The 16,499-nt window shown below is 43.5% G+C and carries 19 protein-coding genes; 4 read left to right on the forward strand and 15 right to left on the reverse strand.

Annotated features, from left to right (window positions below; genetic code table 11):
* Positions 1–8: 8 nt before the first annotated feature.
* The 6 genes from R7F64_RS01485 to fliD are packed head-to-tail and all read right to left on the reverse strand — an operon-like array spanning position 9 to position 4,412.
* On the reverse strand, positions 9–737 hold the full coding sequence (locus tag R7F64_RS01485; RefSeq protein WP_005375008.1) for a FliA/WhiG family RNA polymerase sigma factor: 729 nt from the start codon (positions 735–737) through the stop codon (positions 9–11).
* A gap of 12 nt (positions 738–749) precedes the next feature.
* Complete coding sequence (gene fliL, locus R7F64_RS01490; protein WP_318071389.1) at positions 750–1,250, reverse strand: flagellar basal body-associated FliL family protein; 501 nt, start codon at positions 1,248–1,250, stop codon at positions 750–752.
* A gap of 22 nt (positions 1,251–1,272) precedes the next feature.
* On the reverse strand, positions 1,273–2,346 hold the full coding sequence (locus tag R7F64_RS01495) for a flagellar hook-length control protein FliK (RefSeq protein ID WP_206970606.1): 1,074 nt from the start codon (positions 2,344–2,346) through the stop codon (positions 1,273–1,275).
* The gene (locus R7F64_RS01500) at positions 2,343–2,663 is read right to left on the reverse strand and encodes a hypothetical protein (protein WP_005375013.1); all 321 of its coding nucleotides are present in this window, start codon (positions 2,661–2,663) and stop codon (positions 2,343–2,345) included. The genes R7F64_RS01495 and R7F64_RS01500 overlap by 4 nt, the downstream gene beginning before the upstream one ends.
* Positions 2,647–3,033, reverse strand: a complete 387-nt coding sequence (gene fliS / locus R7F64_RS01505; protein WP_005375014.1) for a flagellar export chaperone FliS — start codon at positions 3,031–3,033, stop codon at positions 2,647–2,649. Before fliS ends, R7F64_RS01500 begins: the two co-directional genes overlap by 17 nt.
* A 32-nt stretch (positions 3,034–3,065) precedes the next feature.
* The gene (gene fliD / locus R7F64_RS01510; RefSeq protein ID WP_213905475.1) at positions 3,066–4,412 is read right to left on the reverse strand and encodes a flagellar filament capping protein FliD; all 1,347 of its coding nucleotides are present in this window, start codon (positions 4,410–4,412) and stop codon (positions 3,066–3,068) included.
* A gap of 416 nt (positions 4,413–4,828) precedes the next feature.
* On the opposite strand from fliD, the gene R7F64_RS01515 reads away from it, so the two are divergent.
* A complete protein-coding gene (locus R7F64_RS01515) occupies positions 4,829–5,116 on the forward strand; it encodes a hypothetical protein (protein WP_005375016.1) in 288 nt (95 codons plus the stop codon).
* 70 nt (positions 5,117–5,186) lie between these two features.
* Here the strand turns inward: R7F64_RS01515 and lafA are convergent, their stop codons facing one another.
* The 9 genes from lafA to R7F64_RS01560 form a co-directional block, all read right to left on the reverse strand.
* Complete coding sequence (lafA, locus tag R7F64_RS01520; protein ID WP_005375019.1) at positions 5,187–6,038, reverse strand: lateral flagellin LafA; 852 nt, start codon at positions 6,036–6,038, stop codon at positions 5,187–5,189.
* 301 nt (positions 6,039–6,339) lie between these two features.
* The gene (locus R7F64_RS01525) at positions 6,340–7,110 is read right to left on the reverse strand and encodes an EAL domain-containing protein (protein ID WP_005375023.1); all 771 of its coding nucleotides are present in this window, start codon (positions 7,108–7,110) and stop codon (positions 6,340–6,342) included.
* A 19-nt stretch (positions 7,111–7,129) separates the two neighbouring features.
* Positions 7,130–9,220: a flagellar biosynthesis protein FlhA gene (gene flhA / locus R7F64_RS01530; protein WP_318071390.1), complete on the reverse strand. Its 2,091-nt coding sequence runs from the start codon at positions 9,218–9,220 to the stop codon at positions 7,130–7,132.
* A gap of 31 nt (positions 9,221–9,251) precedes the next feature.
* Positions 9,252–10,379, reverse strand: coding sequence for a flagellar biosynthesis protein FlhB (gene flhB, locus R7F64_RS01535; RefSeq protein WP_005375025.1), 1,128 nt, complete (start codon positions 10,377–10,379; stop codon positions 9,252–9,254).
* Complete coding sequence (fliR, locus tag R7F64_RS01540; RefSeq protein WP_005375027.1) at positions 10,376–11,152, reverse strand: flagellar biosynthetic protein FliR; 777 nt, start codon at positions 11,150–11,152, stop codon at positions 10,376–10,378. Before fliR ends, flhB begins: the two co-directional genes overlap by 4 nt.
* Positions 11,152–11,421 carry a flagellar biosynthesis protein FliQ gene (gene fliQ / locus R7F64_RS01545; RefSeq protein ID WP_005375036.1) on the reverse strand — a complete coding sequence of 90 codons (270 nt, stop codon included), beginning with the start codon at positions 11,419–11,421 and terminating at the stop codon, positions 11,152–11,154. The genes fliR and fliQ overlap by 1 nt, the downstream gene beginning before the upstream one ends.
* A 12-nt stretch (positions 11,422–11,433) precedes the next feature.
* Complete coding sequence (gene fliP / locus R7F64_RS01550) at positions 11,434–12,192, reverse strand: flagellar type III secretion system pore protein FliP (protein WP_005375037.1); 759 nt, start codon at positions 12,190–12,192, stop codon at positions 11,434–11,436.
* A gap of 18 nt (positions 12,193–12,210) precedes the next feature.
* Entirely contained in the window at positions 12,211–12,582 is a 372-nt protein-coding gene (gene fliN / locus R7F64_RS01555) for a flagellar motor switch protein FliN (protein ID WP_005375038.1), read from the reverse strand.
* Positions 12,579–13,397, reverse strand: a complete 819-nt coding sequence (locus R7F64_RS01560; protein WP_136976830.1) for a FliM/FliN family flagellar motor switch protein — start codon at positions 13,395–13,397, stop codon at positions 12,579–12,581. Before R7F64_RS01560 ends, fliN begins: the two co-directional genes overlap by 4 nt.
* A gap of 379 nt (positions 13,398–13,776) precedes the next feature.
* On the opposite strand from R7F64_RS01560, the gene R7F64_RS01565 reads away from it, so the two are divergent.
* From R7F64_RS01565 to fliE, 3 genes are read left to right on the forward strand one after another with little or no spacing between them, the layout of a single operon-like run.
* Entirely contained in the window at positions 13,777–14,796 is a 1,020-nt protein-coding gene (locus tag R7F64_RS01565) for an OmpA family protein (RefSeq protein ID WP_136976831.1), read from the forward strand.
* A complete protein-coding gene (locus R7F64_RS01570; protein ID WP_031778880.1) occupies positions 14,796–16,127 on the forward strand; it encodes a sigma-54 interaction domain-containing protein in 1,332 nt (443 codons plus the stop codon). Before R7F64_RS01565 ends, R7F64_RS01570 begins: the two co-directional genes overlap by 1 nt.
* A gap of 15 nt (positions 16,128–16,142) precedes the next feature.
* The gene (fliE, locus tag R7F64_RS01575) at positions 16,143–16,499 is read left to right on the forward strand and encodes a flagellar hook-basal body complex protein FliE (RefSeq protein WP_005375045.1); all 357 of its coding nucleotides are present in this window, start codon (positions 16,143–16,145) and stop codon (positions 16,497–16,499) included.

Below are 16,499 nucleotides of genomic sequence, written 5' to 3' on the forward strand. Positions count from 1 at the left end.
TGTGACTCCTAAGAGGACATTAATTGGTTGAGTTGTTTCAGCGCTTGTTTGTGAAGCTGACATATACGAGGTGGTGTCAGATCCAATACCAGAGCTATTTCGTGTAAGTTGAGTTCATGTTGATAGAACAGAGTCAGGAGCAGTTGATCGCGCTTAGGTAATTTACCCAAAGCACTGTCTAAACTACGACGAATATGTTCATGTTCCATGCCATCGTATTGCCCGCCAATGTAGCTATCACCGCTGCTCTCCATCAGTTGGTCAAGGCTTTGCATCTCGCCTGCGAGAGCGGCATTTTGGCGGTTGTAATAATCTTGCTCATTCGTCCCTAAAGCCTGGATGATTTCGGCATCCGTTGGCATTCGACCTAACGTTCGAGTGAGATCTCGAGTCACGTCGTTGAGCTCGTGGGCTTGTTGACGAGTCTTACGTGAACGCCAATCTAGTCGGCGTAATTCGTCTAAAATAGCTCCCCGAACTCGACAAACGGCGAAAGCAGGAAAGTGAGGATCGTCAACATCGCCATATCGGCGTCCAGCCTCGACTAGAGCGATAAGGCCTATCTGCTGCATATCTTCAATACTACAGTGAGAAGTGGCATGAACGCGCAGCTGGTTAACTACGCGTTTTACCATGACCTGATGACGTTGTAGCAATGCGTTTTCATCAATTGGTCGTGACGGTGTTGTCACTTCCTCTTCTGTGGTGTAAGTGTCTTGTACATTCATGTCTAACATGGTTGTGCTCCGTTATTGCACAACATATTTAGTCAACAAAACATCGTCGATTTCTCGGACGATGTCTGTTTTAGCAAAAGCGAGTAGAAGCGTTTGCTTCACTTCGTCTTGCAGAGTATCGATGGCACCCGCTTGCTGTAACTGATCAAACGTTTTGTCGCTAAACAGTTTTAATAGAGAGTTTTGTACCATAGGCATGTATTCATCGATCTCTTTGATACGCTCTGGGCGGCGTGTCTCAATTGCCAGTTCTAGCATCACAAAGTGAGTCTGTTTCTTGCCTTTAACGGTCAAAACGACTTTGTCCAAAGGATGGAAGCTAGGACCTTTACTTGTCGGTTGTTCTGTGACCAAAAAAGACAGTGGAGAGTCTTCGATCAGTGAACCAGAGTCAGGTGACTCTTGAGCGTGTTTGTTTAAGTACCAGATTCCGCCCATAATTGTGACGGCCGAAACGAGGGCACTGGTGATGATCATGGCGATAAACAGGGCGATCATTTGTTGTTTGGTCATAACCTTTTTCCTCGAAGATTCACTAAGCTTGAGTGCTTAGCCAGTGTTCTGAATAGTTAGTTGTTGTCGTGGTTTGGAATGCACCAGATTCTCGTGCGGCGAAAATATTGGTGTCTTCTTCGTTTGCGTGTGGGTCATTTCGACCTTGGTTTTGATCAGAGCCAACATTGACATCGACATGAACGAAGTTTTGCTCTTGTAACTCAGTACGCAATCGTTCCGAAACTTGCATTAAAGCTTCTCGTGTTGCTGCGGCATTGGCGTTGATGTGGACACTCAATCGGTCACCTTCAACACGTACAAGTAAATCCAATTTCCCTAAGTCTGGTGGGTCTAGGCGGATTTTTGCTTCTTGTACATTTTGTTGAGCTTGGAGCGTCACGCGATCATGTAAAACTTGCATCATTTGCTCCCCCCACTTTCCGGCAGTGGTATCAACACGCACCGCTGCCCACTCAGAGCCTTGAGCTTGAACATGACTCGTCGCAACCGGTGAATGTGCAGATTGTGTTGTAGGAGCTTGTGCTTGAAGTAGAGATGCGGTTGGTTGCCCTTGAACAGGTTGATTCAAAAGAGTTTGAAACTCAGCACCGGAGATAGGCAAACGCGAACTCGATGAAGTCGGCAGACTTTGCTTCACATCTTGTTTTGATGATGTGTTTAACATAGCGTTAGACGAATCTTGAGTAACAGACTTAACTTCGCTCGCAGTCATTAAAGATGACGCTTTTCCTAGTTTCTCAGCCTGCTTCTCTGCCATGGTAATCATACCCTGGGTTAAAGCTTGAGCTTGCGCTGCAAGATCAGTCGATTCTGTTAACCCTAGTGTACTGGTCAAGTTGGCATCCGGATCTGAAGCTGAGCGGTCATCAGTATCAAAACCATGACTTTGTACTTTGTTTGCGCTGTTCAAAGTAGAGGCCGTAAGGTGAAAACTCGGTACCGCTGACGCAGAGTTAAAGTCTTGCTCACCATTCTGCTTGTTCCCTGATTTAAAACCATGAGAAAAGCCGTGTACCGAGTTCGCTTGCTTGATGTGACCCTCATTGTTAGCTGGCGAATTACCCGAGTGCTGAGTTGAAGAAGGTATGATCATTGAGTTAGCTCCATGGTCATTGCTAATTGATAGGCCATAGCGCGTTCTTGATGGTCATTGACCATGTTCATCTCTTTTTTCAACTCGTTGGTCGACTTCTCTAATACTGCGAAGGCATTAGCGTGCACTGTTTTCGCTCGCTGGATTTCAGGTGCAAGCTTAGGATCTTTCAAAAAAGGCTTGTGACTGATCAAAAGCTCTCGCAACTGCAAGTCGTACCGCTTGAGCGCATGCCAATCGGCCGTTTTTGCGGCGAACTGGATGAGCTGAGATAAATGACGGAATCGCTCTGGCGATACTTTATGCTTGTTGTCCAAAATTCATCCAACCTTCACGAATGTTACCCATTACACGCTCAACGTTAACCAAGCGATTTGCATCGTTTTGCACGCTAGCGTAATAAAGTTCGACTTGGCAGAAGTCATACAGCTGGCGTAGGTTTTCCGCAATTTCACCGCCGTTTTCATCATCTAAAGCACTTGTTAGTCCAATCAAGATGTTCATGCATTTGTTGATTCCATTCCCTTTCTCGGCCAAACGATTTGCGGCTAGGTGGCCGCGAATACGTTCAACTTCATCGAGTAGGCCATCGATTAACATGATGACCAATTGGTGTGGATTTGCTGCTGCCGCTTGAGCGTCGAGATCGACTTGTTGGTACGAATCGTAACCAGAATCCATAAGCATGAATATTTCTCCTAAATTTGGAACCAAATGTCTTATTTTTGAGCATTAAACATGGACATGGTTTGGTTCATTTGGGTCATAATTGAATTCATTTGAGTGAATTGTTTGAGATAGCGGTTGTACGACATTTCGTACTTACGCTCTAAATTGGTTTGTTTATCTTTGATTCGGTCTAAGCTTGACTGTATTGCGTCTTTACGCGTGCTGAAGGTACCTGATGAGAACTTCAAGAAAGGCTCTACCATCGCGTCAAGAGAATCTAGCAAAGCGTCATCCCCATTAAACAACGCCTCTAAGCCTGCGCTGTTTGTTTGTTGAGCTTCTTTGAACTTTTCTTGATCAACTTTCATTTTACCGTTGCGGTCTAGGCTCACGCCGATTTCGCTTAGGCGCATACCATTGTGTTCACCTCGGATTAACCCCGTTAACTGACTCTCAATAGAACGCAATGTCGAGTCGCTAGCGAGCACGCCGCGTTTCTGATCTTCGCCGCCAATTTGGGTGTACTGATCGATAGTCGAAACAAGGGCATTGTAGGTTTCCACAAACTTATCTAGTTGTTCTTTAGTGCCTTCGCTATCAGCTCCAATTTTTAAACCGATTGGCGCATCTCCCGCGGCTTGCGGTTTAGATACGGTAATGTCAACACCGTCGATGACACCTTCAAAAGTATTACTTGCGTTGGTTAGTTTCAGGCCTGAGTCTTTTGCACCTAGCCACATAACCGCATCTTGTGGAGCGTTAATTTGCTTGAGGTTGGTGAAGGCGTCTTCAAACCACGCTTGGCCAGTACCCGATGCAGATACGTTGATCTTATTTTCGACACCAGTCTCAGTGCTCGATAGCATAAAGTGTGTTTGACCATTCGAGCGAACTAGAGTGGCGTTAACGCCAGGGTTATCCGTGTGATTGTTAATCGCACTGGCTAAATCACTGATCGTTGCAGTTCCGTCACCATTAACATCAACGGAGGACAAGTCTAGAGTCATTGTTTCACCGTTGATGGTGAATTCTAAAGATCCAGTTGTTGGTACTTCTGTCGTTGCCTCAAGGTCTACAGGCATTCCTGTAGATACTTGATGTGCTGTTGCCACTTTTTCTACAAAAATCTGATAGTTACCCGTTAGCGCTTTAGCATCCGCGTTTGCAGTAAAGTTACCTTCTTGAGAGAGTGTCGCACTGTTTTTGATGATGCTGTTTGTGCTGTTATTCATCTCTTTCATTGCAGTACGAAAATCACGTAGTGCGCTTTCAACTTTATTAAAAGCTGACAGTTGTGACTGGTACACATTAGCTTGCGCTTGGTAACGGTTTTTGAATGGGTTTGTGTCCAATTGTGCGAATTGGGTTGCCATTTTTACTGGGTCTAAAGAACTCATGAGGTGTGCTCCTCTCATCTCTTATTGGCTTGAATACTTTGAATGCTACGCCTTAGTTTAATTATCAGTGGCAAGATGCGTGCCGTATATTAAATTCAATTAAAACAAAGGTTTAGAGCTATTTTGTTTTCTTGGGAGGAAGTGGTGTTTCCACCTTGTTTGTTCCGCCTTCCTCCATGGAAAAAGTGATTTCCTTATAAGAAAAGGCGACCTAAACAAAGAAAATATTTAATTGTATTGACGGTTCTAATTAGGAGAGATGTTTTAATTAGACGTTATATTCAGCCTTTACTTCAGCTTGATTCAGATAATTCTTACAGAGTACATTAATTACGTTCTGATATTATTTTTGATAGTGTGACGTGCAAGTGTTCTCACTAAAAATTAAATTTTTTACGTTTCAAAGAATGTCAGTTATGAATGAATTTGCGTTACGATTGATGAAGTGTGCTCGTGCATATGAAGAGTTCATTAACAAAAAACTATTAAGTAAACAGAGCATCAATTCTGATGAGATAGCTAGTATCTTAAAGGAAGCTAAGTTCAATTTCCCTGAACTTAGAGATAGTAAAATAGGAAGCAAATTAGAGACGATAGAATTAGAACTGTTTAATAAGGTTTTATTTAATATTATGTTGAAATTCGGATTCAGAGTGCCTGAATCTCACAAAGATAATACGAGCTCTATTTATATTCGTAGATAAAAATAAAGCCTTCCATAGGAAGGCTTTATAATTAAGACGATTTAAATTAAGCGCACTATTAACTAAGTAATTAGCGTAGTAGTGACATTGCCATGCTTGGAAGCTGGTTAGTTTGAGACAGAACAGTTGTACCTGCTTGCATCAACATTTGGTTCTTAGTCATGTTTGAAGACTCTACTGCAAAGTCTGTATCCATGATACGACCTTTAGATGCTGTAACGTTTTCTACCATGTTACCAAGGTTAGCCATAGTGTGCTCAAGACGGTTGATGTTCGCACCGAAGTCTGCACGAGAGCTACCAATTTTTTCTACTAGACCGTCAGCGCCGCTGATTTTGTCTAGTGCTGCTTTTGCTTTAGTCGCGTCATCGATACCATCTGTAATTGCTGCATCAGCAAGAATAGTAGTGATTTCACCGATACCTGCGCTTGCGCTTACAGTCAATGTTTCAGCAGAAGATGCACCGATTTGGAATGTTACGTCACCTGCACCGAAGCCGCCGCCTTTAAGAAGGTTTTGACCACCGAACTTAGTGTTGTCTACGATGTTGTTTAGTTCTGCAGTAAGCTGTGTGAACTCTTTGTTAAGAGACGCACGGTCTGTTGCACTGTTTGAACCGTTCAACGATTGTGTAGCAAGGTCGTTCATACGGTAAACGATGTTTGTCATTTCATCCATCGCACCTTCAGCAGTTTGCATCATAGAGATGCCGTCTTGTGCGTTACGCATTGCTACTGACATGCCGCGTGTTTGCGCTTCTAGACGGTTAGCAATTTGAAGACCAGCAGCGTCATCAGCAGCTGAGTTCACACGGTAGCCTGTGCTTAGACGTTCCATTGCTGTGTTTAGAAGTCCGCTTGTTGTGTTCATTGTGTTTTGAGTTACAAGCGAAGCGTAGTTAGTGTGCATTGATAAAGCCATCTTAGTCTCCTTAGTTAGTCACTATATCTTTCAGGCCTCGGGATATTCCCTTGTCACTAACTAGAGGCGGTCGGTCGGCTTTAATGATTAATTTGAAAATTAAAAAATTTCTAAAAAAGATAAAAATTGATGATTTTTAGTGATTTGTATTCCATGAAAACCGGGAAAATCATCATATAAGCCTAAATTTTTTAGTTAAGTTAAAGAAACTATTGCCCAATGATCTTGTGGTTATCCGTTATAAATAAAAAAACAGCACGAATAAATCGTGCTGTTTTAAATATAAATGGTTGAGTTTCAACTATTCCTCATCAAAAGACTGAAAGGAGAGAGAGGTTGGGATATCGCTGAAATAACCAAAATAATAACTGGCACCCAATAAACGATAGCGGTTAAGTTCCGTTTGACTCGCTACACGTCCGGCAACCCAAGTATATTTATGCTTTCTTAAGAACTTAGCAATAGGTAGGAAAGCGTGTCTTTCTTCTTTATCCTCTAGTGTGACTGACAATTTGATCATATCGGGACTAAAGTCTGCGACGCGCTCGAAGTTCACTTGCGATGTCGCGACTTCAAACCAAAGTGAATATGCATTCTCTTTTAACTTTTTGGTGAGTGTGGCGACTTTATCACGATCACATAACGTTTCATCAGCTTGAAGAGAAGGAATCACATGTTGAAAAGCAGAAGAGTGGAATTGAATCGTCTGTTCGAGAAAATAAACCCCAGGCTCCCACAGTAATGCATCCACGCGAATCGGCACGACAACATTACTAATCAAGTCGTGATGAAAGGCTTCTAACTGAAATTGTGTTTGTCTTAGTGCAAGGTAAAGACTGAACAAATCCAGGCAGTACTGCATTTGTTCAGAGAGTTTGAATTGATAGACACTTTGTTCTCCACGCATACCAAATCTCAACGTCAGGTGTTGGAATTCTACTTCCCCTGATTGAGCTTCCCTAATTGCTTGGCATGCGTGTTGGACATCATTGTGTTTTAAAGCATCAAAGACTAATTGATCGTCATCCGTGACGATGTGTTGTACTGCGAGACCAACCAAATGTTCGTACATCGCATGTGTTGAAATAAGATTAACCAAGGTTTCCTACCACATTGATTTGTTTGTTTTCTGGGATTTCGTTGTAAGACAATACTGCCAGCCCTTGCGTAAATGTGCGAGCGTAACGCGCTAGAAGAGGGCGCAGCTGTGGCATAATGAGAAGGATCGGAGGTAGCCCCTGTTGCTTAAGCTGTTGTCTGATCAATGGCAAGTTTTGTTGGAACTGACCAAGAATGTTTGGCTCAATTGGGAAGCTATCTAGTGTTACCGTACCAGAAGATTGTGCTTGTTGCAGTGAAGTTAGTAGCATTTGTTCTAGCTCATCAGACAGTGCGTAGACATTTAACTCGTTCTTTTGTCCTGCAATTAAGTTAACAAGCGTACGCTTTAGTGCACAGCGTACATCAGATGCAAGTAGGATCGGGTCCTTTGTATTTTCCGCGGATTCCAACATTGTGTTGGCAATCGTGCGAATATCTTTTAGTGGCACTTGGTCCAATAAAAGCTGACGATATACTTTCAGCTGCTGCGCTGGATTAAGTGCTGCTGCTAATGCTTCTGCTAGTTTCGGGGCTTGTTGTGTCAAACGCTGGGTTATTGCTTCCACATCGTCGTGCGTAAACAATTCTGCAAGGTTTGTCTTCATGATTTTACTAATATGAGTGGCAATAACAGTGCCATCATCGACAACTTGGTAACCCATATTAAGTGCTTTTGCTTTATCTTGATGCTCAATCCATACAGCTGGCAACTGATAAGCAGGATCGCTACCCAAAATGCCATCTACCTCACCGTAAGTTTCGCCAACCGCTATCGCCATTAAACGCTCTGGTTCAATAAAGCCTTGCTCAATGACTTCGCCATTTAGAGAAATTGTGTATTGGTTTGGCTTGAGGCTCAGGTTGTCACGAATACGAACTTCAGGTAATAAAAAGCCAACTTGTTCAGAAAGGTTTCGACGCACACCGCGAATTCGTTGTGATAAAGGTGCCCCTTGTTCTTTGTTGACTAGATGGACGAGCCGGTAACCAAGCGCAAGTGATAATGTTTGGACGTGAGGAATATCATCCCATGTCAGCGGTGTATCATCGTCTTGCATTGCTTGTGAAAGTGCTTCGACCTCTTCAATCTGGGAGTCTTGCACTGGCTTCTTGGTTTGACGCCACCCTGCGAACGCTAATGCGCCAGCAAACGCAAAAAAGGCTAGGTGTGGCATACCCGGTACCATACCGATTACCGCCATAATACCTGCGACAGTAAATAGCGTTGCAGGAGTTGCCAGTAATTGCTTTTGCATGGTTTCCGACATGCCATTATCGCTATCATTAATTCGCGTAACGATAATCGCGGCAGCCGTTGCCAACAGTAGTGAAGGAATTTGAGCAACTAGACCATCACCGATTGTGAGTAGGGCATAAGTTTTAAAGGCGTCAGACGCAGCGAGTCCATGCTCGAAGACACCAATACTGATACCACCAATGATATTGATAAACAGAATCAACAAACCTGCGATGGCATCGCCACGCACAAACTTTGATGCACCATCCATCGAACCATGAAAATCGGCTTCGTTGGCGACTTCTTTACGGCGTAAGCGAGCCGTTTCCTGATCGATAAGGCCAGCGTTTAAGTCGGCATCAATTGCCATTTGTTTGCCTGGTAAAGCATCCAACGTAAAGCGGGCTGAAACCTCAGAAATACGTTCACCACCTTTGGTGATTACGACGAAGTTGATGATCATCAAGATGACGAACACCACCATACCAACGACGTAGTTACCGCCAATGACGACTTCACCGAATGCTTGAATGACCTTACCCGCTGCGTCACCACCATTATGTCCTTCTAGGAGTACAATTCGCGTAGAAGCCACGTTCAATGTGAGACGTAATAATGTTGCGACCAGCAAAATAGTTGGAAAAACAGAGAAATCTAATGGTCGCTTTGCGGTTGTGCTGACCAGCAATACTAGGATTGCTAAGACGATATTAAAGGTAAACAGCGCATCCAGTAGCAGAGGAGGCAAAGGAAGAATCACCATTGCTAATATCATTAGCAAGACGATTGGAATGCCAACGTAGCCTTTGGTTGATGTTTGAAGTTGTTTTAACCGGTTAAGCATACTTTCGTGTCCTTGGATAAACGCGGGTTAATCAGTGCTGCAAATGTTTTGGAATCGAAAAATGAGGTAAAGGAATTGGCTCTTTTCCCTCACCTTTACGAAAGGCTTTCAATTGCAAAACGTAAGTAAGAATATGTGCCACTGCAATGTACAGTTGGCTTGGGATTGCTTGTTCAATCGCCGTCGTGTGATAAATCGAACGGGTAAGTGGCGGGGAGTTAATGATTTCCACTTTGTTTTCTCGGGCGATACGTTGAATGTGCATAGCGGTTTCGTCTACGCCTTTTGCGACGACAAAGGGCGCGTCAGAAAGCGAAGGCTCGTATTTCAGTGCGACTGCGTAGTGCGTTGGGTTTGTGATGATCACGTCAGCCGTCGGCACCATTTTATCGATCTTACGGCGCGCAAACTGTTGCTGTATTTGACGAATACGTTGTTTTACTTCCGGACGACCTTCATTATTTTTAAATTCCTCTTTCAATTCTTGTTTCGTCATGCGGAGTTCTTTTAGGTGTTCCCAACGCTGATAAGGAATGTCGATAACCCCAAATAACAACAATGCAAAGCCCATTAAGAGTAAGCCTTCAAACAGAATTGACATTACTAGAGAAAAACCTTGGCTGAGTGGGAGGTTTTGCATGCCAAGTAATGGCTGTAAGTGGTTGTCTAAATAGCCATATAAGATGCCGAAGATCACGGCTACTTTGAACGTCGACTTTAAGAGCTCAACCACTGAGCGGGTCGAAAAAATGCGCTTTATCCCGCTCAAAGGATTAATTTTGCTGAGCTTTGGCATCACGTTCGCGGGACGGAACATCCAGCCGCCTAGCACAAGGCTACTACCACAGGTCACGATAATAATGACGGTAAACAATGGTAATAGCATGTCGATGATGACCGCTAAACTTTGTCCCAATTGCTCGACAAGTTGTTTAGGATTTTCTAGGTCGGCTCGCGTCAGCATCATGTTGTAGCGAAAGATCCCCGACATGCTTTCCCAAATACTATTAAGCTGAGAGTAAAAGTAGAGCGCCACCGCTAGAAATATCACCGCAGTAGTAAACTCTTTCGCGCGAGGAATTTGTCCTTCCTGGCGGGCTTTCTTTACCTTCTGCGGTGAGGCTTTTTCAGTTTTGTCTTGAGAAGATTGATCGCTCATGCTCCCCCCAACATAAAGTTACTCAAGTGTCTAATGGTGTCGTGAACGAGCGCCGTGTAGCGACCAGGAACACCAGAAACTGAGATTAATACGCTGAATAGACCCAGCAGCATCGTCATAGGAAAACCTAACGCATAGACATTAAGTGATGGTGCGGCTCGGTTCATTACACCAAAACTGATGTTGGCTAGAAGCATGGAAACAATAGCGGGCAAAGCCAAAGCGAGTGAAGAGGCAAACATCCAACCGAAAATATTGACAACACCTTGCAGAGAAAGCGATGTGATACCAGATCCGACTGGCCAAACAACAAAGCTTTGAATCACGATATCTATGACGAGTAAGTGTCCTTCTAGCGCGAGGAACAACAAGGTTGAGAAAATCAGAAATATGCGTCCCAAAATGGCGACAGAAAGCCCGTTAATAGGATCATTCATCATCGCCATACCTAAGCCCATTTGCAGAGAAATCACCTGGCCAAGCATGGTGAAAACGTTAAAGAGCATGTGCAAAATTAACCCAAACATTACTCCCCAAATAGCTTGCTCAAAAGCAAGGAACAGGGAAGTCATAGAGAATAACTCGACTTGTGGCATGGGTGGCATTAACGGTCCAGTAATGACAACGATCGAGAGGGCCAGTAAAGTACGAACCCAAACAGGAATAATTGCATCACCAAAGAAAGGCATTGAAATAAATACGGCTCCCACACGAAAAAACGGCCACCAGAGTTGACCGAGTATCGCCGAGAGCTCTGCAAATGTGATGGCCATTAGCCAATCATCCCTGGTATGTTGTGGAACAAGAAATCAAACAGTTCCATGATCTTACGTAGCATCCAGTGACCTGCAAAAATCACCATTAATAAGGTAACGAGCAAACGTGGCAAAAAGCTGAGTGTTTGCTCGTTGATTTGTGTGGCAGCCTGAAATACGGCGATACACAAACCGACAATTAAGCCTGGAACAACCAATACGGCAACCATCAAAATGATCAGCCATACTGCATCGGAAAATAACGTTACGGTTAGTTCTGGGGTCATAACTGCTCCTAGTTAACCGAAGCTGGCAGATAAGGTGCCAACTGTCATTGCCCAACCATCCACGAGTACAAATACCACCAACTTAAAGGGAAGTGAGACAATTAAAGGTGATAGCATCATCATACCCATTGCCATCAGGACACTGGCGACAACCAAGTCGATGACCAAAAACGGGATGAAAAGCATAAAACCAATTTGGAAGGCGGTTTTTAGTTCACTAATGACAAATGCAGGCAAGACAACGGCAAATGAAATATCCTCAACGTTTTGGTCGAGAGGCTCATTGGCAATACGTAACATTTGTTCAAGAGAGCTTTGGTGCGTCTGTGCCAGCATGAACTCTCTCACTGGCTTCTCTGCAACAGAAAAAGCCTGTATTAGCGTGATTTCGCCGTTGTCGTATGGCTGAAACGCATTTTCATAAATATCGCTCCAGACAGGGCGCATAATCAGCAACGTCAATGCGAGAGCGATCCCGACCAACACTCTATTAGGTGGGCTTTGTTGAAGACCAAGAGCTTGGCGCAAAATCGCAAGGACAACGACAATTCGAGTAAAGCTCGTCGCCATCAAAATAAATGCTGGAAGAAAACTGAGCGCCGTCATCAACAACAGAATTTGCAGTTTAACGCTGTATTCTTGTTGTGTGTCGCCATCAGAAACGGACAAGATAGTTAAGCCGTTGTCAGCCGCCATTGTTGGGAAAGCAAACAAAAGTGACACCAATACCAAAAGAGGTAACCAACGGTGCCAAGCGCTCAGATTTTTCATTGTGATGCCTACCTAAGATTATTGACCAACGCCACTCAATGCAGAGTCATGTACATCGATCAGACGAAGTCCATACTTATCATTGACAACGACAACTTCAGCGTGGCCCATAAGAGAACCGTTTACTTTCACGTCTAAAGGCTCGCCATTGAGCTTTTCCAACTCGATAACCGTGCCTTCACCCGCTTTCATTAAGTCCCCAAGTGGGATCTCCTTACTCGCAACTTCCAGCGTGACTGTGACAGGAATGCTTTTGAAAAAGCTAAGGTCACGTTCCGCAGTGGCTGGTTCTTGTTGGAGCGTATCTTCGGCTTCAAAGTCTTCTAATTGAAAATCATCAAAGTTCAGTTCTTCTGCGTCGAATGCATTAGTTTCTAGCGCTTCGCTCATCGCTGCGGTTCCTTATCAGGGTTAAAGATCAAAACAAGTTGGCCGTCTTGCTCGGCAATACGACCTGTAAATAGAGATTGGTTGCCAATGCTTACTGGAACCGTGTTAAGAAGCTCAATAGGTAAAATATCGTTGGGTTGTAAACCAACCACATCACTTAAAGGCATCTTCTTTTTACTTAGAACAACGTTCAGTCGAACGGGGGTCGTCTCTAAAGAACGACAGAAAGGTTGAAACAAATCGGTATCAGGCTGCAGTTCAAGCTGCTCGATCAGCGTTTGAATAAGATGACCATCTAGCTTGAGGTGAATTGAGCCTTGATGATCGTCAAACGCAATGTTTAATTGAACGTTAATGCCAATACCTCTAGGGGTCTCATACTCACCCGTATCCCACATTTCACCAGGAGCAAGCCAACCGATGATGGTTCGACTGATGCGCTCTTGTAAACGTAAGTCACTGGCCGTCAGAGTAGCGGCTGAGCGCTCTGCACTTGCACCATAAAATCTATCAGCCAACTTTATTAGCGTGTGAGGGTTACCATGGATGAATACCATGCCGCCTTCCTGATGTTGATAGGTCGACGTTTGCTCTTTGTCCATCTCAACCGATGTAAAGCGGTGCAAGTCTACTGAGGTTAAGCTAGCTTCCACTTTTCCTGTGCTGAGCCAATTTTGTAATTCAGTCGTAAGGTTTGAGCAAGATTCTGAAATTAAATTATCGAGCTTCTCACGAATGATATGAATAGGTTTGCCTAATAATTCTACATCAAGTAGTTGACTATCAGAAATAGGCTCGCTAACTCTATTTTCCATTTATATTTTACCGTGCGTTAACAATCGAAAGTGTTTTAACTTAATGGCGTGTAGTCTACACAGAAATTTTAATGATCTTTTAGCTCCAAACTCTAAGATTGTGACTTTAGTTCACATGTTGCTTTGTTCATATAGTCATAATCTTTTAATGAAATTTAAAAAGAGTTAGTTTTCTTTATAAATCGCTTAATAAATAAAATAACAATGTTGAGCGTTTTAGTTGTTATAGATTTTTTAAATTGCCTTTATGGCGTAACAACAACTTCAAATAAATAAATTATAAGATACTGTTTTTTATGCTTAAAGCTTCCATTGGAGGCTAAGCGTGCTCTCTTGAGCGTTTTGTAACCAATTTTAATATTCAGAATAGGTAATTAAAATGATTAGCTATGCCAGTTCTCTCGGCTTGGTGGCATATTTAATTAAACGGTTTAAGTCATGGGAATGTAAGATATACATGAATCATGTCCGTTTGATAATTTGTAACACAATTATTGTTATCAGTTTTATTTTTTCAAAAGTGTCATATTCAGAAGAAGTCTTAACAATCCCTATGGACCTCTCTAAATGGACATATGAGGGAAATAAATTCAAATGCAACTTGTTGCAATCAAATAATGACTATGGGAAGTTTTATTTCCTAGCGGAACCTAATAATAAATTCTATTTTATTTCCGATATAGAATATGAAAACAATAAATGGAAAACGATTGCTTTAACAACTCAAAATGCTCCTTGGGGTGATGAGCTTTATAGAAAAGAATTTGGTTCCCTTGAATTTACTAAGCCGTCTCAGCGTTTCATCTTTAATAAAGGCGCTGAAGAATTCATGGATTCAATTGCTTCGGGTAGTTGGGTGACGCTGTCACTTAAAGGAAGTAATGCTTCCTCTGTTTCAGAGATTGTGATTCCTACTCTTCAAATTCAAAACGCATTGAAATCATTTAATGCGTGTCGCGCGCGATTGCCTAAATTGTCTTTTTCAGAGGCAAGGGATATGGCGCTCTCATTTGAGTTTGGTCAGAAGACGTTAAGTCGTGGACAGAAAGCAACACTAGAAGCGCTGTATAGCTATGTATCTGTGGATGATCGAGTGACCAAAATCCTCATCGACGGTCACACCGATAACGTTGGTTCAAGTTTAACGAACCTTTCTGTGTCACGTACTCGAGCAGAGCAAGTCACCAATGCTTTGATTGAGCTTGGGGTCGACGAGTCGATGATCGAAACACGAGCTCATGGTTCACGTTACCCAATTGCCAGCAATAACTCGGTTAATGGCCAAGCAAAAAACCGACGTGTCACCCTGCGTTTAGTGAGGGACAACGAGTATACGGCTACGAAACACCACCCAGATCTACAATCACAAAATCAACAAACGAAAGTTAAGGTTCAATGATGACGAAAACGAAAATTTTGTTGGTTGAGCCAAATGAAGCTCTTGCTCAACCAGTATTGGATGTGTTGCAAAATGCAGGTTACACCGCGAAACACACTCGTACTGGTCGAGGCGCTTTGCTTGAAGAGCGAGCAGAAATCACTTTAGTGAGCTCTACGCTGCCGGATATGTGTGTTCGTGAGTTTGTCGCGTGTCACCAAAAGCAGCGAAATTCGGGTGTTGTTATTGCGATTGTCGACCAAGAACAAGGCATCTTGGCTGCTGAGACGATGAAAGCGGGCGCTACTGATTATCTATTACGCCCGTTTGAATCTAATCAGTTGGTTAATCTGCTTAAACGTGTTGAAGCGTTAGGTAAGCCAATGGCCAACATTGTTGCGGAGTCTTGGAGAAGCAAACAAGTTCTGCAATTGGCGCATCGTGCAGCATGTACTAACGCGAGTGTGCTTATTACAGGTGAATCGGGAACGGGTAAAGAAGTGCTGGCGCGATATGTGCATGAGCACTCTCCGCGTATCAATGGTCCATTTGTGGCGGTTAACTGTGCCGCCATTCCAGAGTCAATGTTAGAGGCTGTGCTATTCGGTCATGTAAAAGGCGCGTTCACCGGAGCGACAAATTCTCAAAGCGGTAAGTTTGAAGAAGCAAATGGCGGGACGATTCTGCTTGACGAGATTGGTGAAATGTCACCTGCGGTTCAAGCGAAATTGTTACGCGTCCTTCAAGAGCGTGAAGTAGAACGTGTTGGTAGCCATAAAGCCGTTCAGCTCGATATTCGTGTTATTGCGGCAACCAACAAAGACTTACGTGAGGAAGTTCAAAAAGGCACGTTCCGTGAAGATCTTTATTATCGATTAGATGTGCTGCCTCTGCACTGGCCGCCTTTGCGTGAAAGAAAAGAGGACATTCTACCGATTAGCCAATTCTTTATTGAAAAGTATCAAGATAGCAGCCGCTGTCACCTATCCCAAGATGCGATTAGTGCGCTGAGTCAGTATCACTGGCCGGGCAATATTCGTGAGTTGGAAAATGTCATTCAACGCGCTTTGGTCATGCGTCATGGTGATTACATTACAGCCCATGACCTGATGCTGCCTATTGAGCTTGTCGCGTCAGTTCCTACAGCAGAGCCAACTTCAAGTTTTGGTCATGTAGAAGCGAAGAAGCAAGCTGAATATCAGTTTATTTTGGAAAAGTTACGTCAGTTTGGTGGAAACCGAACGAAAACCGCAAACGCGCTTGGAGTCTCTACTCGAGCGCTACGCTACAAGCTCGCAGCAATGCGAGAACATGGTATTGATTTACAGTCGGCACTAGGCTCGGCTGCCTAATAGGAGAAAAAATAGATGGCAAGTCAACCTACTCATGCGGTCTCGGCAGAGCAACTTATGTTGTCAAAAATGCAGGCGATGCAGGCACAAGTGCAGCCGCCAGAGTTTATCGTGAGTGCAAATCCTTTAGATCAACAATCACTAAACGCACCTTTATCGTTCTCACAAGCGATGACAAATGTGTTGGATACAGTGAATCAACATCAATCAGTGGCTAGTCAAAAAATGACGGCCGTAGAAACAGGAAAAAGTGATGACCTAGTTGGTGCAATGGTCGCGAGCCAAAAAGCCAGCTTGTCCTTTAATGCTTTGATGCAAGTGCGCAACAAAGTCGTGACCTCATTTGAAGATATTATGAAGATGCCGGTGTAA

Source organism: Vibrio sp. Vb1980 (assembly GCF_033338615.1).
In the GTDB taxonomy this organism is placed as follows: Bacteria; Pseudomonadota; Gammaproteobacteria; order Enterobacterales; family Vibrionaceae; genus Vibrio; species Vibrio alginolyticus.

Excerpts from the sequence above, each read along its gene's own strand:
- fliL (WP_318071389.1), bottom strand. The coding sequence starts at position 1,250 with ATGACCAAACAACAAATGATCGCCCTGTTTATCGCCATGATCATCACC.
- flhA (WP_318071390.1), bottom strand. The coding sequence starts at position 9,220 with ATGCTTAACCGGTTAAAACAACTTCAAACATCAACCAAAGGCTACGTT.
- R7F64_RS01515 (WP_005375016.1), top strand. The coding sequence starts at position 4,829 with ATGAATGAATTTGCGTTACGATTGATGAAGTGTGCTCGTGCATATGAA.
- fliP (WP_005375037.1), bottom strand. The coding sequence starts at position 12,192 with ATGAAAAATCTGAGCGCTTGGCACCGTTGGTTACCTCTTTTGGTATTG.
- R7F64_RS01485 (WP_005375008.1), bottom strand. The coding sequence starts at position 737 with ATGTTAGACATGAATGTACAAGACACTTACACCACAGAAGAGGAAGTG.
- fliE (WP_005375045.1), top strand. The coding sequence starts at position 16,143 with ATGGCAAGTCAACCTACTCATGCGGTCTCGGCAGAGCAACTTATGTTG.
- lafA (WP_005375019.1), bottom strand. The coding sequence starts at position 6,038 with ATGGCTTTATCAATGCACACTAACTACGCTTCGCTTGTAACTCAAAAC.
- fliS (WP_005375014.1), bottom strand. The coding sequence starts at position 3,033 with ATGCTTATGGATTCTGGTTACGATTCGTACCAACAAGTCGATCTCGAC.
- R7F64_RS01525 (WP_005375023.1), bottom strand. The coding sequence starts at position 7,110 with ATGTACGAACATTTGGTTGGTCTCGCAGTACAACACATCGTCACGGAT.
- fliD (WP_213905475.1), bottom strand. The coding sequence starts at position 4,412 with ATGAGTTCTTTAGACCCAGTAAAAATGGCAACCCAATTCGCACAATTG.
- fliQ (WP_005375036.1), bottom strand. The coding sequence starts at position 11,421 with ATGACCCCAGAACTAACCGTAACGTTATTTTCCGATGCAGTATGGCTG.
- R7F64_RS01560 (WP_136976830.1), bottom strand. The coding sequence starts at position 13,397 with ATGGAAAATAGAGTTAGCGAGCCTATTTCTGATAGTCAACTACTTGAT.
- R7F64_RS01565 (WP_136976831.1), top strand. The coding sequence starts at position 13,777 with ATGATTAGCTATGCCAGTTCTCTCGGCTTGGTGGCATATTTAATTAAA.
- fliN (WP_005375038.1), bottom strand. The coding sequence starts at position 12,582 with ATGAGCGAAGCGCTAGAAACTAATGCATTCGACGCAGAAGAACTGAAC.
- flhB (WP_005375025.1), bottom strand. The coding sequence starts at position 10,379 with ATGAGCGATCAATCTTCTCAAGACAAAACTGAAAAAGCCTCACCGCAG.
- R7F64_RS01495 (WP_206970606.1), bottom strand. The coding sequence starts at position 2,346 with ATGATCATACCTTCTTCAACTCAGCACTCGGGTAATTCGCCAGCTAAC.
- fliR (WP_005375027.1), bottom strand. The coding sequence starts at position 11,152 with ATGGCCATCACATTTGCAGAGCTCTCGGCGATACTCGGTCAACTCTGG.
- R7F64_RS01570 (WP_031778880.1), top strand. The coding sequence starts at position 14,796 with ATGACGAAAACGAAAATTTTGTTGGTTGAGCCAAATGAAGCTCTTGCT.